This window comes from Glutamicibacter protophormiae (assembly GCF_016894325.1).
In the GTDB taxonomy this organism is placed as follows: Bacteria; Actinomycetota; Actinomycetes; order Actinomycetales; family Micrococcaceae; genus Glutamicibacter; species Glutamicibacter protophormiae.
This window is the reverse complement of the sequence record NZ_CP069806.1, coordinates 2036592-2052457: the sequence shown is the minus strand read 5'-3', so window position 1 is coordinate 2052457 and position 15866 is coordinate 2036592. Positions and strand designations below refer to the sequence as shown.

12 protein-coding genes and 2 pseudogenes are annotated in these 15866 nt (G+C 63.3%); 6 read left to right on the top strand and 8 right to left on the bottom strand.

Translation table 11 applies throughout. The features are described from left to right. Positions 1 to 48 precede the first annotated feature (48 nt). Positions 49 to 174 (bottom strand): annotated as a pseudogene (locus JQN66_RS18730) (helix-turn-helix domain-containing protein); the annotation flags it as partial. 324 nt (positions 175 to 498) lie between these two features. Here JQN66_RS18730 and JQN66_RS09560 point away from each other — a divergent pair. Then, a pseudogene (locus JQN66_RS09560) lies at positions 499 to 853 on the top strand (transposase); the annotation flags it as partial. Between the two features lie 508 nt (positions 854 to 1361). On the opposite strand, the gene JQN66_RS09555 reads toward JQN66_RS09560, so the two are convergent. The 4 genes from JQN66_RS09555 to JQN66_RS09540 all read right to left on the bottom strand — a co-directional run bounded on the left by JQN66_RS09555 (position 1362) and on the right by JQN66_RS09540 (position 5866). Beyond that, positions 1362 to 1799, bottom strand: coding sequence for a DUF2871 domain-containing protein (locus JQN66_RS09555; protein WP_204674580.1), 438 nt, complete (start codon positions 1797 to 1799; stop codon positions 1362 to 1364). Next, positions 1792 to 3897 carry an MMPL family transporter gene (locus tag JQN66_RS09550; protein WP_204674578.1) on the bottom strand — a complete coding sequence of 702 codons (2106 nt, stop codon included), beginning with the start codon at positions 3895 to 3897 and terminating at the stop codon, positions 1792 to 1794. Before JQN66_RS09550 ends, JQN66_RS09555 begins: the two co-directional genes overlap by 8 nt. A gap of 110 nt (positions 3898 to 4007) precedes the next feature. Further along, complete coding sequence (locus JQN66_RS09545) at positions 4008 to 4625, bottom strand: response regulator (RefSeq protein ID WP_204674576.1); 618 nt, start codon at positions 4623 to 4625, stop codon at positions 4008 to 4010. After that, a complete protein-coding gene (locus JQN66_RS09540; protein WP_204674574.1) occupies positions 4622 to 5866 on the bottom strand; it encodes a sensor histidine kinase in 1245 nt (414 codons plus the stop codon). Before JQN66_RS09540 ends, JQN66_RS09545 begins: the two co-directional genes overlap by 4 nt. Before the next feature lie 179 nt (positions 5867 to 6045). Here JQN66_RS09540 and JQN66_RS09535 point away from each other — a divergent pair, with 179 nt between their 5' ends. Further along, complete coding sequence (locus tag JQN66_RS09535) at positions 6046 to 6588, top strand: GNAT family N-acetyltransferase (RefSeq protein ID WP_204674572.1); 543 nt, start codon at positions 6046 to 6048, stop codon at positions 6586 to 6588. Between the two features lie 65 nt (positions 6589 to 6653). Here the strand turns inward: JQN66_RS09535 and helR are convergent, their stop codons facing one another. Continuing rightward, positions 6654 to 8843, bottom strand: a complete 2190-nt coding sequence (gene helR, locus JQN66_RS09530; protein ID WP_204674570.1) for an RNA polymerase recycling motor ATPase HelR — start codon at positions 8841 to 8843, stop codon at positions 6654 to 6656. A 489-nt stretch (positions 8844 to 9332) separates the two neighbouring features. Between helR and ileS the strand changes: the two genes are divergently transcribed. The 4 genes from ileS to ndk are packed head-to-tail and all read left to right on the top strand — an operon-like array spanning position 9333 to position 14826. Continuing rightward, positions 9333 to 12584, top strand: coding sequence for an isoleucine--tRNA ligase (gene ileS, locus JQN66_RS09525; protein WP_204674568.1), 3252 nt, complete (start codon positions 9333 to 9335; stop codon positions 12582 to 12584). A gap of 53 nt (positions 12585 to 12637) precedes the next feature. Then, the gene (locus tag JQN66_RS09520) at positions 12638 to 13930 is read left to right on the top strand and encodes a bifunctional folylpolyglutamate synthase/dihydrofolate synthase (RefSeq protein ID WP_204677540.1); all 1293 of its coding nucleotides are present in this window, start codon (positions 12638 to 12640) and stop codon (positions 13928 to 13930) included. Then, entirely contained in the window at positions 13930 to 14361 is a 432-nt protein-coding gene (locus tag JQN66_RS09515) for a DUF4233 domain-containing protein (protein WP_188946899.1), read from the top strand. Before JQN66_RS09520 ends, JQN66_RS09515 begins: the two co-directional genes overlap by 1 nt. 48 nt (positions 14362 to 14409) lie before the next feature. Next, positions 14410 to 14826 carry a nucleoside-diphosphate kinase gene (ndk, locus tag JQN66_RS09510; protein ID WP_188946900.1) on the top strand — a complete coding sequence of 139 codons (417 nt, stop codon included), beginning with the start codon at positions 14410 to 14412 and terminating at the stop codon, positions 14824 to 14826. 65 nt (positions 14827 to 14891) lie between these two features. Here the strand turns inward: ndk and JQN66_RS09505 are convergent, their stop codons facing one another. Both JQN66_RS09505 and JQN66_RS09500 read right to left on the bottom strand, forming a co-directional pair. Then, the gene (locus JQN66_RS09505; RefSeq protein WP_204674566.1) at positions 14892 to 15113 is read right to left on the bottom strand and encodes a type II toxin-antitoxin system Phd/YefM family antitoxin; all 222 of its coding nucleotides are present in this window, start codon (positions 15111 to 15113) and stop codon (positions 14892 to 14894) included. A 272-nt stretch (positions 15114 to 15385) separates the two neighbouring features. Beyond that, a complete protein-coding gene (locus JQN66_RS09500; protein ID WP_204674564.1) occupies positions 15386 to 15835 on the bottom strand; it encodes a GNAT family N-acetyltransferase in 450 nt (149 codons plus the stop codon). Between the last annotated feature and the right edge of the window lie 31 nt (positions 15836 to 15866).

The following is a 15866-nucleotide window of genomic DNA, read 5'->3' as shown; positions in this document are numbered from 1 at the left end:
ATCGAGCAGTTCGCAGAGTTGGGACAATTGGTTGAGTCGGGGCCTAGATGCACCACGTTCCCATGTGCTGATTGCCTGCTGACGGAGGCCGAGGTGTCGCGCGACCGCGCTCTGTTCGAGTCCACTCGCTTCGCGAGCCTTGCGCAAGAGAGCGCCGAGGGTTCGGTAGTCCATGTTGAGACTCTACACGCATTTAATGCGTATGCGAGATTGAAGCGATCTCTATGTGTATCTCTTCTAATCTGTGCTGTCCCGAAAAAGGATGCCGTTTAATGAGAGCTGATCTCTGTTCCAGCCCAGAACAGTCCCACGGTGCCGGTCCCGGCGAGGTCGGCGGCGTGCCTTCTAAGGTGAAGGACGGTGCGAAGCCGCTTCCTGAGCGGTTAGTTCAGACGGTGACGGCGTCATAGACGACGTACACGACATCGGCGAAACCGTCACCGTTGACGTCGACGAGGACAACGTGTTTCAGGGTTGAACGGGTACAGGAATCGCGGCGAGGCGGCGCCGCTGCTGGACGTGAAGGTCTTCGGAACCATCATGGCCGCCACCTGCCTGGCCGTCTGGACCCACCAGAGCCGGGTCCACTCGGAAGCCGTGTACGCCTCGCTTGTCGGTGTGAACCCGATCCCGATCTCATCGGGGAATGCCACCGGGCATCGGCTCAACCGCGGTGGCGACAGGAGCCTGAGCAGTGCGTTGCACATGGTCGCGATCACGCGCATGACCCATGATGAGGAAGCCCGCAAATAGGTACAGAAACGGGAAGTGGAAGGATTTGGCCATCAGGTAAATTTACCAGCGTATCAAGCGCAATCTTAAGTGGCGCGTCTACCACATTCTCAACTCATAAGCGGAGGCTTCGACGGCCGGTTGACAGGCATAGCAGGTTCTGTCAGTGCCTACTTTAGTGCTTAATCTCGCGCCTGGCTTGGTTCATTATGCCGGTGTGAATGCTAACCGCGGGTGGGCGGCACCTATTGGTGCGATCTCTTACTCCTAGCTCTCATTGGGCAATGAGGGGCAAGGGAATCAACTTACTGGAGATTCCCAGAGAAAACGAAATCGTTTTTTGATTGACGGGCAACACGGACTTCCTACGTTTTTCAGATCCTAGCCTGTTGCCACTATTTTTGCATTAGATCCAATAAATATTCGTGGTTATATTTTCTTCCTTTGGCGTTTCCGGCTGTCTCAATGTGCCGTGTGTCGAATTGCTTGCCCGGCAAGTTTCATGATCCAGTTTTAACTGGATGATCAAGCAATGTCGCCACGTATGAGCAAGAACGCCACGGCCGTTCCCTGAAGTGCATCAGGTGAACGGCCGTGGCGTTTGGTGCGTTGGCGCACGGCTCGGGGCCTTAGGCGCCAACAGCCTTCGAAGCCTTGGCAGCGGGAACGCTGCGGCGCAGCATCACGAACAGCAGGATCATGCCGACGGTCAGGGCAATGTGTCCCAGCCCGGCGATGCCGGCAATCATGGCGCTGGACTCCTTGCCCAGCACGGTCAGCGAGCCGTGCACGGTGAGCATTGCCGCGGTCAGGATGACACCGATGTTGTAGGTCCACATGAACCACGCGTAGAGCTTGGCATGGGCGCTGATGTTGAATGCCTTCTCCAGCAGCAGCACCAGGAGCAGGACCATGAACCCTAGGACCAGCAGGTGGGTGTGGACGACCGACAGCTGGGTCCAGCCGCCTTCCGGGAAGTCGTTCATCTTGGTGAATTCCCGGTAGAACAGGCCGGAGGCCACGCCGACAGCCATGTAGATGAACGAAAGATTGACGAGCTTACGCATTGATGGTGCTTTCTGTCGATGGTGAAGTTTCGGATTCATCGGCATGCTGGATGCCTGAACCCTTGCCGAAGACCGGCTTGTTGTTTGAACCGAGGACTGCGAAGAGGGCCGGCAGCAGCAGGGTGCGGACCACGAAGGTATCCAGCAGGACGCCGAGGCCCACGATGAGTCCCAGTTGTCCCAGGACCATCAGCGGCAGGGCGGACAGGGCCGCGAAGACGCCTGCCAGGACCAGCCCGGCGCTGGTGATCACCGAGCCCGTGCTGCGTGCGGCATTGGCCACGGCTTCACGAAGCGGCGAAGCGGCGGAGTTCTGGCGCACCCGCTGGGTGAAGAAGATCGTGTAGTCAACACTCAGGGCGACCAGGAACACGAAGGCCAGCAACGGAACCTGGACATCCAATGCCGAGACGTCGAAGACCATGGAGGAAATCAGGGATCCGAGTCCCACGGCCGCCGCGGCGCTGAGCAGGTTGACCAAGCCCAGCGACAGGGCCGTCTTCCAGGACCGGGTCAGCCAGCCGAGCATGGCGAAGCAGATGATCATGATCAACGGGGCGATGACATACAGGTCGCGCAGGTGTCCCTGATGCGAGTCGTATTGGGCTGCGGTCTGGCCGCCCACCAAGACCGTGGCGGAGCTTGCCTCGCCGGCGGTCGAGCGGATCTGGGCGACCAGGTCCATGGCCGCGGAGCTGGAGGGGTCATCCGAGGAGATCACGGAGAATTGCTGCCAGGAGGAATTCGCGAGTTCGTGGGATTCGCCGACGCGCAGCACCCCGTCCAGGCCCTTGATCTGCTCCTGCAAGGCACCGGTGTCGGATCCATCAACCAGCACGGTGATCGGCTGGACTTCACCGGCCGGGTAGTGCTCGGAGAGCACGTTCATGGCGCTCGCCGATTCGGTCGGGGTGCGGAACTGCTGGGTCTGGTCCAGTCCAAGGCGGGTTCCGGTCAGCGCGCCGGCGAGTACCAGCAGCAGCACTGCCAGTGCCGCGAGATTGGTCCCCGGTTTGCGCATGACCGCGGTGGCAGCCTTTCCGAAGTACTTGCCCCGGGTGCTCGGCTGGCCCGGCTTGGGGACCAGTGGCCAGAACACCTTGCGTCCGCACAGTGCGAGGATTGGCGGCAGCAGCAGGAAGACGAACAGCGCTGCGATGAGCAGGCCGGCGGCGCAGACAATGCCCAGGCCGCGGGTGTCTTCCATAACGGCCAGCGACAGGGTCAGCAGGGCCAGCACCACGGTGAGGTTGGACGTGAGAATCGCTTCGAAGCTGGCGGCCCAGGCCTTGGCCAGCGCCTTGCGGTGGTCCTCGTTCTTCTGCAGTTCATCGCGGTAGCGGGAGATCAGCAGCAGTGCGTAGTTGGTGCCCGCACCGAAGACCAAGACACTGAGCACGCCGGAATCGAAGTGCAGGTCCCAGGCGTTGCCCAGAACATTGGCGACCATGGAGGCGCTGCGGTCGGCCAGTGCGACCACGGCCAACGGAATGAGCCAGAGGATCGGCGAGCGGTAGGTGGCAATCAGCAGCACGGCCACAATGCCGACGGTCACGGCCAGCAGGGTGAAGTCAGCACCGGCGAAAGCCTGGCTGACATCCGCGGCGAAGGCGGTGGAGCCGGTCATCTGCAGCTGGACCCCTGACAACTCATGGGTTCCAAGCCAGTCTCGGATGTCGGTCAGCGTCTGCTTGTCGGCATCGAGGTCGACGGTGTCCCAGGAAATCGGGACCATCACGGCCTGGGCATCTTCGCTGGGCAGCGCCGGACCCGCCTTGACCGGAAGCTCGGAAGCCATCTGCGGAGCCAGCTTTTTGACCTGGTCGATCTGGTCACCGCTCAATGCGGCCCCGTTGGAACCGTTGGCGACAAGAATTGCGGAGGTCGTGGTGCTGTCGCTGTTCTGCGCGACCAGCTCGGCGACCTTGGCGGAATCGGAGCCGGCAACGAGCGAGCTGTCAGCGCGCTTCGGGGCATCCACCCCGCTCAATGCGCCAAAGAGCAACACGACCACGGCCAGCAGGGCCACGGTCCACCAACGAGCTGAACGCCGAGAAGTCAGCGAACTGGCAACCCGGGAAATCACTGGAACTTTCATACTTCCAGTCAACGCTGATTAATAGGGTCTGCCATCGTGGCTTGTGCTGATTCAAAGATCAACCAAACGGTTGAGGCCTCCCCGGGCGCGTCGCCTCGTCATGACGCGGGCTAAAGCAGGCCGAGGTCCTTGGCAGCATGGATTGCCCCGGTGCGGGAGCTGGCCTGCAGCTTGTCGAAAATATGCACCAGATGGGTTTTGACGGTCGCTTCTGAGACGAAAAGTGACTTGGCGATCTGCTTGTTGCTGGCGCCGGTCGCCAGCTGTTCCAGGACTTCGGATTCGCGCTGGGTGAGCTCCACCTTGGGCTTGCGCATTCCGGCCAGCACCCGTTGGGTCATTTCAGGTGCCAGGACGAGCTGCCCCGCCGCAGCCTGGCGAATCGAGTCGATGATGGTTTGGGACGAAACATCTTTCAGCAAATAGCCCGCGGCTCCGGCTTCGATGCACTGGACGATTTCCGCATCTTTGTCGAAGGTGGTCAGGATGAGCACCTGCGGGGGATTGGGCAAGGCCCGCAAGGCCGCGGTAGTTGCCACGCCGTTCATGCCATCGCCTAGACGGAGATCGCACAGCACCACATCGGCCGGTTCCCGCCGGGTGATGGCTACCGCTTCCTCGCCGCTGGCCGCCTCACCGAGCACGGAAATTTCCGGATAGTTGGCCAGCAATGCCCGCAGCCCGGTGCGGACAATCGGATGGTCGTCAACCAGCAACACGTTGATCACTGCTCGTCCTTTCGAAGATTCAGGGGCAGGTGTGCACACAGGGCGGTGCCCTCACCTGGTGAGCTTTCAATGTCCAAGCCGCCACCGAGCTCGCCCAGACGCTGGGTCATCGCGGTCAGGCCAAATCCGCCCGAGGGTGTTGCCCCATGGCGTGGGGACTCGACATCAAATCCTATGCCGTCATCCACGATATCCATGCGGACCTCATTGGAGAGCACCCCGAGGTTCAGGCTCACCTGCGTTGCCTGGGCATGGCGCCGCACGTTGGACAGCGCCGACTGGGCCGTACGCAGCAGCGCAATCTGGATCCCCGGTTCCAACGCAGGGATGCCTTCTTCAATATTCAGGCGAGTCGCGACCTTCGAATCAGTTTCGAACGACGCCAGAACACGTTCCAGGGCACCGGCGAGCGCCTGGGCGTCCAGCTCCGCAGGAGCCAGCGCTGCGATGATCCGACGCAAGTCGTTGAGCGACTGTCCGGAGAGCTCGTCAATACGCGCCAGCGCATCCTGGGCAGACTGCGGGTCACCGGCTGCAGTGGCGGCCTTTGCATGAAGGCCGATGGAGGAAAGCTGCTGGGCCACGGTGTCGTGGATTTCCCGCGCCAAGCGGGTGCGTTCTGCGGCGATGCCCGCCTCATGCTGCGAGCGGGCCAGCTCTTCCTGGAGATCCGCCATTTCCTGCTGGGCGCGCATCAATGAATCCACGAGCTTGCTGCGGATTTCCGCATCGCGTTCAAGCTGCAGATAACCGCGGGAGATGCCCCAGGCGAACAATCCGCCCACCAAGGGTCCGACGACGGATGCCAGGGAAGAGTGCCCATTGTGCAGGTACGGGGTCATGATGGTGAAGGCGTAAAGCACCAATGACCAGAGGATGGACGGGAGCAGGGGCAGCTGATGGCCTAACAGCAGCCAGAGGCTGAACGCCAGCCACATGAATTCCGGGGTCGTCCACAGGCTTGCCACCCAGGTGGCCATGAGAACGGCAATCCACCAGGAAGGCAGCTTGGATTCCCCGCGTACTGCCATGCGGACAAAACCAGCCACATACCATCCGGCAAATAACGCTGACGCCAAGAGCACAGGCCAGAGGCTGGCGTCGGTGGAGAGGCCGCGCAGCACCACCACCGCGAGCAAGATGGCCGTGACCACATGTTGGCCCCAGCGAAGGATCGCTGGAGAAGTGATCAGCTGGTGGCCGGAATCCAGGTGGGGCGCTGCAGCCGGGTAAAGACTCATATCTTGAGACTACCCAACAACCCGTGCGGGCCATGCCCGTTGTTCGGGAAAGAAAAGCTATATGCGCTCGCCGATTCCACTGGCTCGAACCAGCTGTCGATTCCTTTGCAAGATGTTGTTTCCCGAATCGGGGGAGAGAACCGGGGGACAGGAACTACCCGCGTAGCTATGCTCGGAGCATGAGCATCACTTTCGTGCAGATGTCGGCCGCTGATAGGGGCGATCTGATCGAGTTCCTCACCACCAATCGATTCCCGTTCCACGTCCATCAAGCGCCCGGCGAAGCTGACGTGCGGGCGAGAGTCGATAGCAGCCATTTCTGGAATGAAGACCGGCAGGGCTACTGGGCCGTCCGAGGCGGACAACGTCGTGGCATGGTGGTCCTGGAAGACTTGCAGGACGGTGGATCCCCGCTGTTTGATCTGCGTCTGGCCGAATCCCAAAGAGGCCAAGGCATCGGAGCCGAGGTGCTGCGCGCCCTGTGCGGCATGGTGTTCGAATCGATGCCGAACACTCTCCGCTTCGAAGGACAGACACGGGAAGACAACATCGCCATGCGCAAGACCTTTATTCGCTCTGGGTTTCTAAAGGAAGCTCACTACAGAATGGGATGGCCAACGGCTGATGGACGACATTTGGCTTCGATCGCCTATTCGATTCTGCGTGAGGACTGGGCCAACGGAACCGTCACCCGATTTGAATGGAAAGACCTCGAGCTGTAGCCGATTTCCGCCATCCAACTACGGCGCGGACACCTTGCCGGCACTCCCGAAAAAGCACGCCGAAGTCATGAGGCGCGCGTTGCGTCCGGATCCTGCAGCACCACCAGCTGCGCCGTAGCGCGGGTCATGGAGACGTAGCGCCGCACTGCCCCTTCCACACCGGAACCGAAACGCTCGGGACGATACAGCAGAACCAGATCGAACTCCAGTCCCTTGGCTTGTCCAGGGCTCAACGCAGCCACCCTCAACCGTGCAGTGAACGCGTCATGGCCGATGACCGCGGCAACACCTTCAGCGTGGCTTTGCAACCAGGCATTGAGAATGGGCTCCAGATCGTCCGGGTGCGCGTAACGTACCGGGGCTCCGTTGGTGCGTACGGACACCGGAACATTCGCCCCGGGCACTTGCTGGCGGATGGCCGTAGCCGCAGCGTCCATGACCTGAGCGGTGGTCCGATAGTTGATGTTCAGCGCTGCAACATGAACGTCGCGTATGCCCGCCCGGGCCAGGCGCTCAGCCCAGGAACCGCTGAACCCGGCAGTTGCCTGCGCACGATCGCCGACAATCGTCAGGCTGCCCGAGGGGCAGCGACTGAGCACCATGGCCCACTGGGCATCCGTCAGATCCTGTGCTTCATCGACAATCACGTGCGAGAAGGGGCCCGCGGATACGTCGCCAACCGGTTCCTCCGGGGCTCGCTGCTCAACCAGTTGGTCCTGCAGGTCGGCATTCATCAGCTGCGAGGACAGGTCTTCTTTGTCGTCGGCAGAAGCGATCAGGTCGTCAACGACCTGTCGCATCAGGGTGCGCGCGGAGGATAATGCGGCGGCACGCTGCACACGGATTTGTTCACCGTGCGGGTCGCCGACCAGTGCGCGGGCTGCGTCCAGCAGGGGCAAGTCAGATTCGGTCCATGTTTCGCCGGTCTCTGCCTGCAGCAGCGTGTCGATGTCATCCAAACTCAATCCCCGGGCGCAGTACCGCAGCAAGGGTGCGTTCGAATACAGGGTCCGAAGGAGCCTCTCCGGATCCAAGACAGGCCAGTACTCCTCCAAACAGGCATCCAGCTGGTCGTTGGCAGCTAATGCATGCCGGGATTCTGAACCGCTGGCATCCTCGCTGGTTGCCTTGGCCGCCAACTGCTCGACGAGCACCTCACGGAGCTGGGATCGCGCGGTGTTGTGGTCCAAACCCGATTCGAGGCAGTCCACCGCAGCCGTCCATTGGTCGGGGGAGAGCATGAGCTCATCCCAGGGAGTTTCAATGACCAGACCCTGTGCGGGAGGCTGTTCGAAAACCCTCACGGCTCGTTCCACGGCATCAACCATGGCGGAGGTCCCCTTGATCCGGCCAATCACCGAGTCGGTTTCCACCCGGGCACCACCAGCATTCGAAACCATGTTCGAAAGCGTTGACACGAGAACCTCGTCTTCGCCCAAATTCGGTAGGATATCGGAAACATAGGCTGTATAGGAATCATGGGGACTCACCACAAGCACGCGGCCGCCCCGGTTCTTTACCCGCGCATCCGCATGCAGCAGATACGCGGCCCGGTGCAGCGCCACAACGGTCTTGCCCGTCCCCGGCCCACCGTCCACTACGAGGGCTCCGGCCGATGGGCGGCGGATGATCGCATCCTGGTCGCCTTGAATCGTAGCCAGGACATCTTGCATCTTCCCGGTGCGCTGCTCACCCAGCGAAGCTAGAAACGCCGAATGGTCATCCAGTGAGGTGCTCTCACCCAGACGTTCCAGATCGAATACCTCGTCGAAGTAGCCGGCAATCATCTGCTTGCGCCAGCGATATCTCCTGCGCATCACCAAACCCTGCGGGTTCGCATGGGTCGCAGCAAAAAACGGTTCCGCAGCAGGCGCACGCCAGTCGATCATGAGTGGGCTGCCCTGTTCGTCGCTCAGGCCAAGGCGCCCGATAAAAAGGCGCTCGCCGGTCGTTGTCTGCATGAATCCTAGGCAGGCCTGCGGGCCGAGATGATCCAGTCGCGCCAGCCGTGCACCCAGCGCGCTGACTTCCACGTCCCTCTCCATGGATTGCTGCAGTACACCCGCCCGGTCAGTCCCGCGGGTGATGAGTCGATGTCGGGTCTGCGTGCGAAGCTGCTCCGTACGCTGGGCGATTGCGTGCAATCGGTAGTTGTCCGCGTCGAGCGTTGCCGGGTTCGTCAGTCCTGCCTTGGCGCCGGAGAGGGCGAAGAATTGTTGGACAAATGGATCGGTGGCTATGGGGGTGTCGGGCATTTGGGGCCTCCGGAAATGACGTCAGACTAGCGGTGCAAGCATTGATTATGCGCCTCGCCCGGGGCCTTGCGGCAAGGGGGTGCCCAGGGGCTATCCTGAAAATGAGGCTTGTGGGAACTTTCCTGCTTGCCCTGTCGAAGAGCGACTCAATTCTCCGAATTGTGCATGCTGGAGGTGTGACGGTGCGCTCACTGCGCACATTGATGTGCGCCCGGAATTTTCACAGTGCCCAAGTCGCGATACGATGGATGAATCATGACTTTGAACCGGCCATCACCGGGGAGTCGTCGGAAGAACAGCGTTTGTCGATCACGTTCGTCTCACGCCCAGTAGAACCGGCCGGGTCCAGCCCGTCACAGCTGAAGAGAAGCGATGTCCCGCCGGTGCCCACAGCATCGGGCGGGGGATAAGCGGGGTGGTACCGCGGCGCATGCGTCGTCCTCGTAGGCAAGGATTTATCGACCCTACGCTTGAAGGACGGCCAAAGCGATGAGCTTCTACCCGAAGGTCACTACTGACCCAACCGGTTCGACCCCGGCTTCGCCGCGTTTCCCAGACATTGAGAAGCGCGTGCTCGACTACTGGAAAAACGACAACACTTTCCAGGCCTCCATCGACCAGCGTGAGGGCGAAGAATTCGTCTTCTACGACGGACCTCCCTTCGCCAACGGCCTGCCGCACTACGGCCACCTGCTGACCGGCTACGTCAAGGACCTGGTCGCCCGCTACCAGACCCAGCGCGGAAAGCGCGTGGAGCGCCGCTTCGGCTGGGACACCCACGGCCTGCCGGCCGAGCTGGAGGCCATGAAGCAGCTGGGCATGAACGACAAGCAGCACATCCTGGAGATGGGCATCGACAAGTTCAACGACGCCTGCCGCACCTCCGTGATGAAGTACGCCGACGAATGGCAGAACTACGTCACCCGCCAGGCCCGCTGGGTGGACTTCGAGAACGACTACAAGACCCTGAATGTCGAGTACATGGAGTCGGTCATCTGGGCCTTCAAGCAGCTGAGCGACAAGGGGCTGACCTACCAGGGCTTCCGCGTGCTCCCGTACTGCTGGAAGGACGAGACCCCGCTGTCCAACCACGAGCTGCGCATGGACGACGACGTCTACAAGGACCGCCAGGACCAGACCGTCACCGTGGGCTTCACCATCCTCGCCGGCGAGAACCCGGTCTCGGCCGAGCTGGCCGGCGTGCAGGCCCTGGCCTGGACGACCACCCCGTGGACCCTGCCGACCAACGAGGCGCTGGCCGTGCACCCGGACGTCGAATACGTCGTGGTTCCCGCAGGCGAGAAGGGCGTGAAGGCCTCCGAGGCCGCCGGCCCGTTCCTGCTGGCCAAGGACCTGCTGGGTTCCTACGCCAAGGACCTGGGCTACAAGGACGCCAAGGCCGCCGCCGCAGCCATCACCGCTAGCTACACCGGCGCGCAGCTGGCCGGCGTGCGCTATGCGCCGCTGTGGGACACCTACACCGATACCGAGAAGTACGGCACCGACAACGCCTGGCAGATCCTCACCGCCGACTACGTCACCACCGCGGACGGCACCGGACTGGTCCACCAGGCACCCGCCTACGGCGAGGAAGACCAGAAGGTCTGCGAAGCCCACGGCATCCCGGTAATCCTCTCCGTGGACGAGGGCGCCAAGTTCCTGCCCGTCTTCACCGGCGGCCCGCTGAACGACATCGCCGGCGTGCAGGTCTTCGAAGCCAACAAGACCATCACCAACGTGCTCAAGGCCGACGGCCGCCTGGTCAAGCAGGCCTCCTACGAGCACTCCTACCCGCATTGCTGGCGCTGCCGCACCCCGCTGATCTACCGCGCGATCTCCTCCTGGTACGTCGAGGTCACCAAGATCAAGGACCGCATGCTGGAGTTGAACGAGCAGATCAACTGGATCCCGGGCAACGTGAAGCACGGCCAGTTCGGCAAGTGGCTGGAGAACGCCCGCGACTGGTCGATCTCCCGCAACCGCTTCTGGGGCTCCCCGATCCCGGTCTGGGAGTGCGACGGCGTGGAGTGCGAGCACCGCGAGGTCTTCGGGTCGCTGGACGAGCTGAAGAACTTCTTCGGCCGCCTGCCGCTGAACCACGACGGCGAACCCGACCTGCACCGCCCGTTCATCGACGAGCTGACCGCCGCCCACGAGGGCTGCGCCGCCGGCGGCACCCTGCGCCGCGTCGAGGACGTGCTGGATGTCTGGTTCGACTCCGGCTCGATGCCCTACGCCCAGGTGCACTACCCGTTCGAGAACCGCGAATGGTTCGACGGCGGGCACAACCCGGCGGACTTCATCGTGGAGTACATCGGCCAGACCCGCGGCTGGTTCTACACCATGCACATCCTGGCCACCGCGCTGTTCGACCGCCCGGCCTACACCAACGTGATCTCCCACGGCATCGTGCTCGGCAGCGACGGGCAGAAGATGTCCAAGTCCCTGCAGAACTACCCGAACGTCACCGAGGTCCTGGACCGCGACGGCTCCGACGCGATGCGCTGGTTCCTGATGGCCAGCCCGATCCTGCGCGGCGGCAACCTGATCGTCACCGAACAGGGCATCCGCGAGGGCGTGCGCCAGGTGCTGCTGCCGCTGTGGAACGTGTGGCACTTCTTCAACCTCTACACCAACGCCGCGAACAACGGCGCCGGCTACGAGGCGAAGTTCTCCACCGCTTCCACCGACCCGCTGGATCAGTACATGCTGGCCGCCACCGGCCAGCTGGTGCGCGAGGTCACCGAGGCGCTGGATTCCTATGAGGTCTCCGACGCCACCGAGGCAGTGCGCCGCTACATGGACACGCTGACCAACTGGTACGTGCGCCGCAGCCGCCAGCGCTTCTTCGACGAGGACACCCAGGCCTTCGACACCCTGTACACCGCCTTGGAAACCCTGGTGAAGGTCACCGCCTCGCTGCTGCCGCTGGCCAGCGAGGAGATCTACCGCGGGTTGACCGGGCAGCGCTCGGTGCACCTGACCGACTGGCCGGATGCCAACGACTTCCCGACCGACACCTCGGCGCTGGAAGCCATGGAAACCACCCGCAAGATCTGCTCGGTGGGCTCCTCGCTGCGCAAGGCCAAGAACCTGCGGGTGCGCCTGCCCTTGGCCGAGCTGAAGATCGTGCTCACCGATGCCGCTGGACTGTCCGGCACCTACGAGTCGATCATCAAGGACGAACTGAACCTGAAGTCGCTCACCTTGATCGACGCGGCCGGCGTGGACGCCGCCAGCTACGGCATCAGCCAGCAGCTGGTCGTCAACGCCCGCGCCGCCGGCCCGCGCCTGGGCAAGAACGTGCAGCAGGCCATCAAGGGCGCCAAGTCCGGTGACTGGTCCGTCACCGACGGCGTGGTGACCGCCGGCGGCCTGGAACTCGCCGCCGGGGAATACACCCTGGACACCGTGGTGGACGAAGCGGCGGACATCGCCGCGGCGGTCATCGACGGCGGCTTCCTGGTGCTGGACACCGAGGTCACCGACGAGCTGGCCGCCGAAGGCGCCGCCCGCGACATGATCCGCTCCATCCAGTCCGCCCGCAAGGACGCGGACCTGCAGGTCTCGGATCGCATCCGCACCGTGGTCACCGCCAAGGCAGAGGTCATCGCTGCGCTGGAAGCCAACCGCGAGCTGGTGGCCGGGGAGACGTTGACCGCGCAGCTGGAGCTGCTCGTGGACGACTCGGTCGAATCCGAACAAGTCACCGTCGTCGTCATGCAGGACGCAGCCAAGTGAGCGACCTGAACCGCGTCTACCGCGAACTGCTGGACCGCGCGCCGGAGAACAAGATGGAACCGCGCATGGAACCGATGTTCCGCGCCATGGAGATCCTCGGTGAGCCGCAGAAGGCCTGCCCGGTCATCCACATCACCGGCACCAACGGCAAGACCTCGACGGCCCGCATGATCGAGTCCCTGCTGCGCGCGCATGATCTGCGCACCGGCCGCTACTCCTCGCCGCACCTGGTCTCCGTGACCGAGCGCATCAGCGTGGACGGCGAACCGGTCGCGGACGAGACCTTCGTGCGCGTCTGGGACGAGATCAGCCCCTTCCTGGAGATCGTCGACGCGGAGCTGGACGAGCGCGGGGAAACCCGCCTGACCTACTTCGAGGCCGTCACCATCCTGGCCTTCGCGGTCTTCGCGGAGGCCCCGGTGGACGTGGTGGTCCTGGAGGTGGGCCTGGGCGGCATCACCGATGCCACCAACGTGGCGGACGGCGACGTTTCGGTGGTCACCCCGATCTCGCTGGACCACACCGACCTGCTGGGCGACACCACCGAGCTGATCGCCCAGGAAAAGGTGGGCATCCTGAAGCCCGGCGGCTACCTGGTCTCCTCGGTGCAGCCGGTGGACGCCGCCGACGTGCTGCTGGCCCGCGCCCGCGAGCTGGAGGTGCCCATGGCCTTCGAGTCCCTGGACTTCAAGCTGCTGGACCGCCAGGTTGCCGTGGGCGGACAGCTGCTGGCCATCCAGGGCCAGGCCGCAACCTACGAGGAGATCTTCCTGCCGCTGTTCGGTGCCCACCAGGCGCAGAACTCCGCCGTGGCGCTGGCCGCCGTGGAAGCATTCCTGGGCGGGGGAGAGCGCGAGCTGAACGCGGACCTGGTCCGCGAGGGTTTCGCCGAAACCTCCAGCCCGGGCCGCCTGGAACTGGTGCGCACCGCGCCGAGCATCCTGGTGGACGCCGGGCACAACCCGGACGGCATCCGCGTCTCGGCCGAGGCCATCCGCGAATCCTTCGGCTTCTCCCGGCTGGTGCTCATGGTGGGCATCCTGCAGGAAAAGGACGCCGAAGCCATGCTCTACACCATGCGCGAGGAGTACGGCGACCTGGTCGAGGACCTGTGCATCACCCAGTCCTCCTCGCCGCGGGCCATCCCGGCCGGGGAACTGGCCAACATGGCGCTGGCCGCCGGCTGGCCCGAAGAGGACATCCACGTCACCGAAGACCTGGAAGACGCCATCGAGTGGTCCGTGGGACGGGCCGAGGCAGGCAACGACTTGTCCGGCGGCGTGCTGGTGACCGGCTCGATTACACTGGTGGGCGAGATTACGACACTGCTCAAGGGAGGAGCCTAATGGCCAAGCTGACCCGCGCCCAGCGCGAGTGGCGCCCGGGCATGCAGAAAAAGCAGCGCTCGGTTAAAACGATGTTCGCCTCCACCGTCCTGGTCTGCGAGGCGCTGCTGGCGGTGTTCGTCACGCTGGCGGCCTTCGGGCTGAAGCGCGGCGAACCTGCCGTGGTCCTCGGCCTGGGCGCCGCCATCGCGGTGCTGTGCATCGTGAACTGCGCGCTGCTGACCAAGAAGATCGGTTTCATCATCGGCTGGGCCCTGCAGGTGGTGTTCTTCCTCAGCGGCTTCATCCTGGTGGACATGTTCTACCTGGCCAGCGCCTTCGCGCTGTGCTGGTGGTACGCGCTGTCCAAGGGCGAAAGCATGGACCGCGACAACGCCAAGCGAGCCGCGGCCCAGGAAGCCTGGGACCAGGCGCACCCCGAACAGGCCTAGTCCAGTTCACCCACGAAGTTTCATCCACCGATACGAAGAGGTAGTCACATGACTGAACGTACCCTGATCCTGGTCAAGCCGGACGGCGTCAAGCGCGGCTTGACCGGCCAGATCATCGCCCGCATCGAAGCCAAGGGCTACACCATCGCCGAGCTGAAGCAGGTCTCCGCGACCCGCGAACTGCTCGCCCAGCACTACGCCGAGCACGAAGGCAAGCCGTTCTACGAGCCGCTGGTCGAGTTCATGCTCTCCGGCCCGGTGGTCGCCATCGTCGCCGAGGGCCATGCGGTCATCACCGGCTTCCGTTCGCTGGCAGGCACCACCGACCCGACCACTGCCGCTCCGGGCACCATCCGCGGCGATCTGGGCCGCGACTGGGGCCTGAAGGTTCAGCAGAACCTGGTCCACGGCTCGGACTCGCCGGAGTCCGCCGCCCGTGAGATCGGCATCTGGTTCGGCAACTAGCCGATGAAGCGCAGAATCCCAGGGACCCTTCGGGGTCCCTGGGATTCTGCGCTTAACGGGAAAGCCTACAACCAGCCGTCGAGATTGTTGTTGGCCCCGGGAGGAGAAGCTGCCAGCGTCGGGGCCGGGCGGCCACCTGTGCTGATGGAATCGAAGTCGTCCTTGGAGATCAGGACCACCGATTCATGGTTTGCGCCCTGAACGGTGATGACCTGGTGGCCGGTCGCCACGTTGTCCAATAGGTGCGGGAAATTCTGTAGGGCTTCTTCATAGCTGAAATTCAGCATGCAGATTCCTCCTGGGGGTTATGTGCTCAAAGCGTCGAGGATGGGGCGATGCCCACACCGTGGATGGGGGTCCACGGCACTAGACGGCCGGGTGGCCATCCGGGGGACGAGGGGTCTTCGCATCGCTCCAGGTAATTCACATGAGTCACATTAAACACACAAACATCGGGCAATACAATCTTCAGCATCATTTTGTGACACGGATTGATGAATTCGTGGAGTCCCGCCGCCGGCATCGCAGCCCCCGGGCCGCCCGGGGCTGCGGGTCGAGGCTAGTTGGAGGAGAGTCTGGCGTGCAGCAGCGAGTCCCGGCGCCCGGACGCCGTTCGCTGGTGGCCGCGCAGCAGTCCCTCGTAGCTGAATCCCGATTTTTCAAGCACCCTGCGCGAGGCGGTGTTCTGAGGGGCGCAGGTGGCTTCAATGCGCTGCAGGCCCACGGTTGCGAAACCCAGGTCAAGCAGCATTCCGGCAACTATCGTTGCGTACCCCCGGCCCCAGTGACGGCTGTTCAGGACGTAACCCAGCTCTCCGCTGGCGTGTTGCTCGCTCGTGGTCCATACGGCTCCCGCGCCGATGACTTCGCTGTCCAGAGTGGCCGCAAGGTTGAAGGCTCCCGCAGCGGAGGCCCTGGCCTCGTTGATGAACGCCTCGGAGCCGGACCGGAAGTTGGGTCCCCAGTCGACGTACCGGCAGACCAGCGGATCCGCGGCGTAGGCATGCACGGTATCGACGTCCTGCTGGTGAAGCTGCGCA

Excerpts from the sequence above, each read along its gene's own strand:
- ileS (WP_204674568.1), top strand. The coding sequence starts at position 9,333 with ATGAGCTTCTACCCGAAGGTCACTACTGACCCAACCGGTTCGACCCCG.
- ndk (WP_188946900.1), top strand. The coding sequence starts at position 14,410 with ATGACTGAACGTACCCTGATCCTGGTCAAGCCGGACGGCGTCAAGCGC.
- JQN66_RS09515 (WP_188946899.1), top strand. The coding sequence starts at position 13,930 with ATGGCCAAGCTGACCCGCGCCCAGCGCGAGTGGCGCCCGGGCATGCAG.
- JQN66_RS09555 (WP_204674580.1), bottom strand. The coding sequence starts at position 1,799 with ATGCGTAAGCTCGTCAATCTTTCGTTCATCTACATGGCTGTCGGCGTG.
- JQN66_RS09550 (WP_204674578.1), bottom strand. The coding sequence starts at position 3,897 with ATGAAAGTTCCAGTGATTTCCCGGGTTGCCAGTTCGCTGACTTCTCGG.
- JQN66_RS09535 (WP_204674572.1), top strand. The coding sequence starts at position 6,046 with ATGAGCATCACTTTCGTGCAGATGTCGGCCGCTGATAGGGGCGATCTG.
- helR (WP_204674570.1), bottom strand. The coding sequence starts at position 8,843 with ATGCCCGACACCCCCATAGCCACCGATCCATTTGTCCAACAATTCTTC.
- JQN66_RS09540 (WP_204674574.1), bottom strand. The coding sequence starts at position 5,866 with ATGAGTCTTTACCCGGCTGCAGCGCCCCACCTGGATTCCGGCCACCAG.
- JQN66_RS09520 (WP_204677540.1), top strand. The coding sequence starts at position 12,638 with ATGGAACCGCGCATGGAACCGATGTTCCGCGCCATGGAGATCCTCGGT.
- JQN66_RS09505 (WP_204674566.1), bottom strand. The coding sequence starts at position 15,113 with ATGCTGAATTTCAGCTATGAAGAAGCCCTACAGAATTTCCCGCACCTA.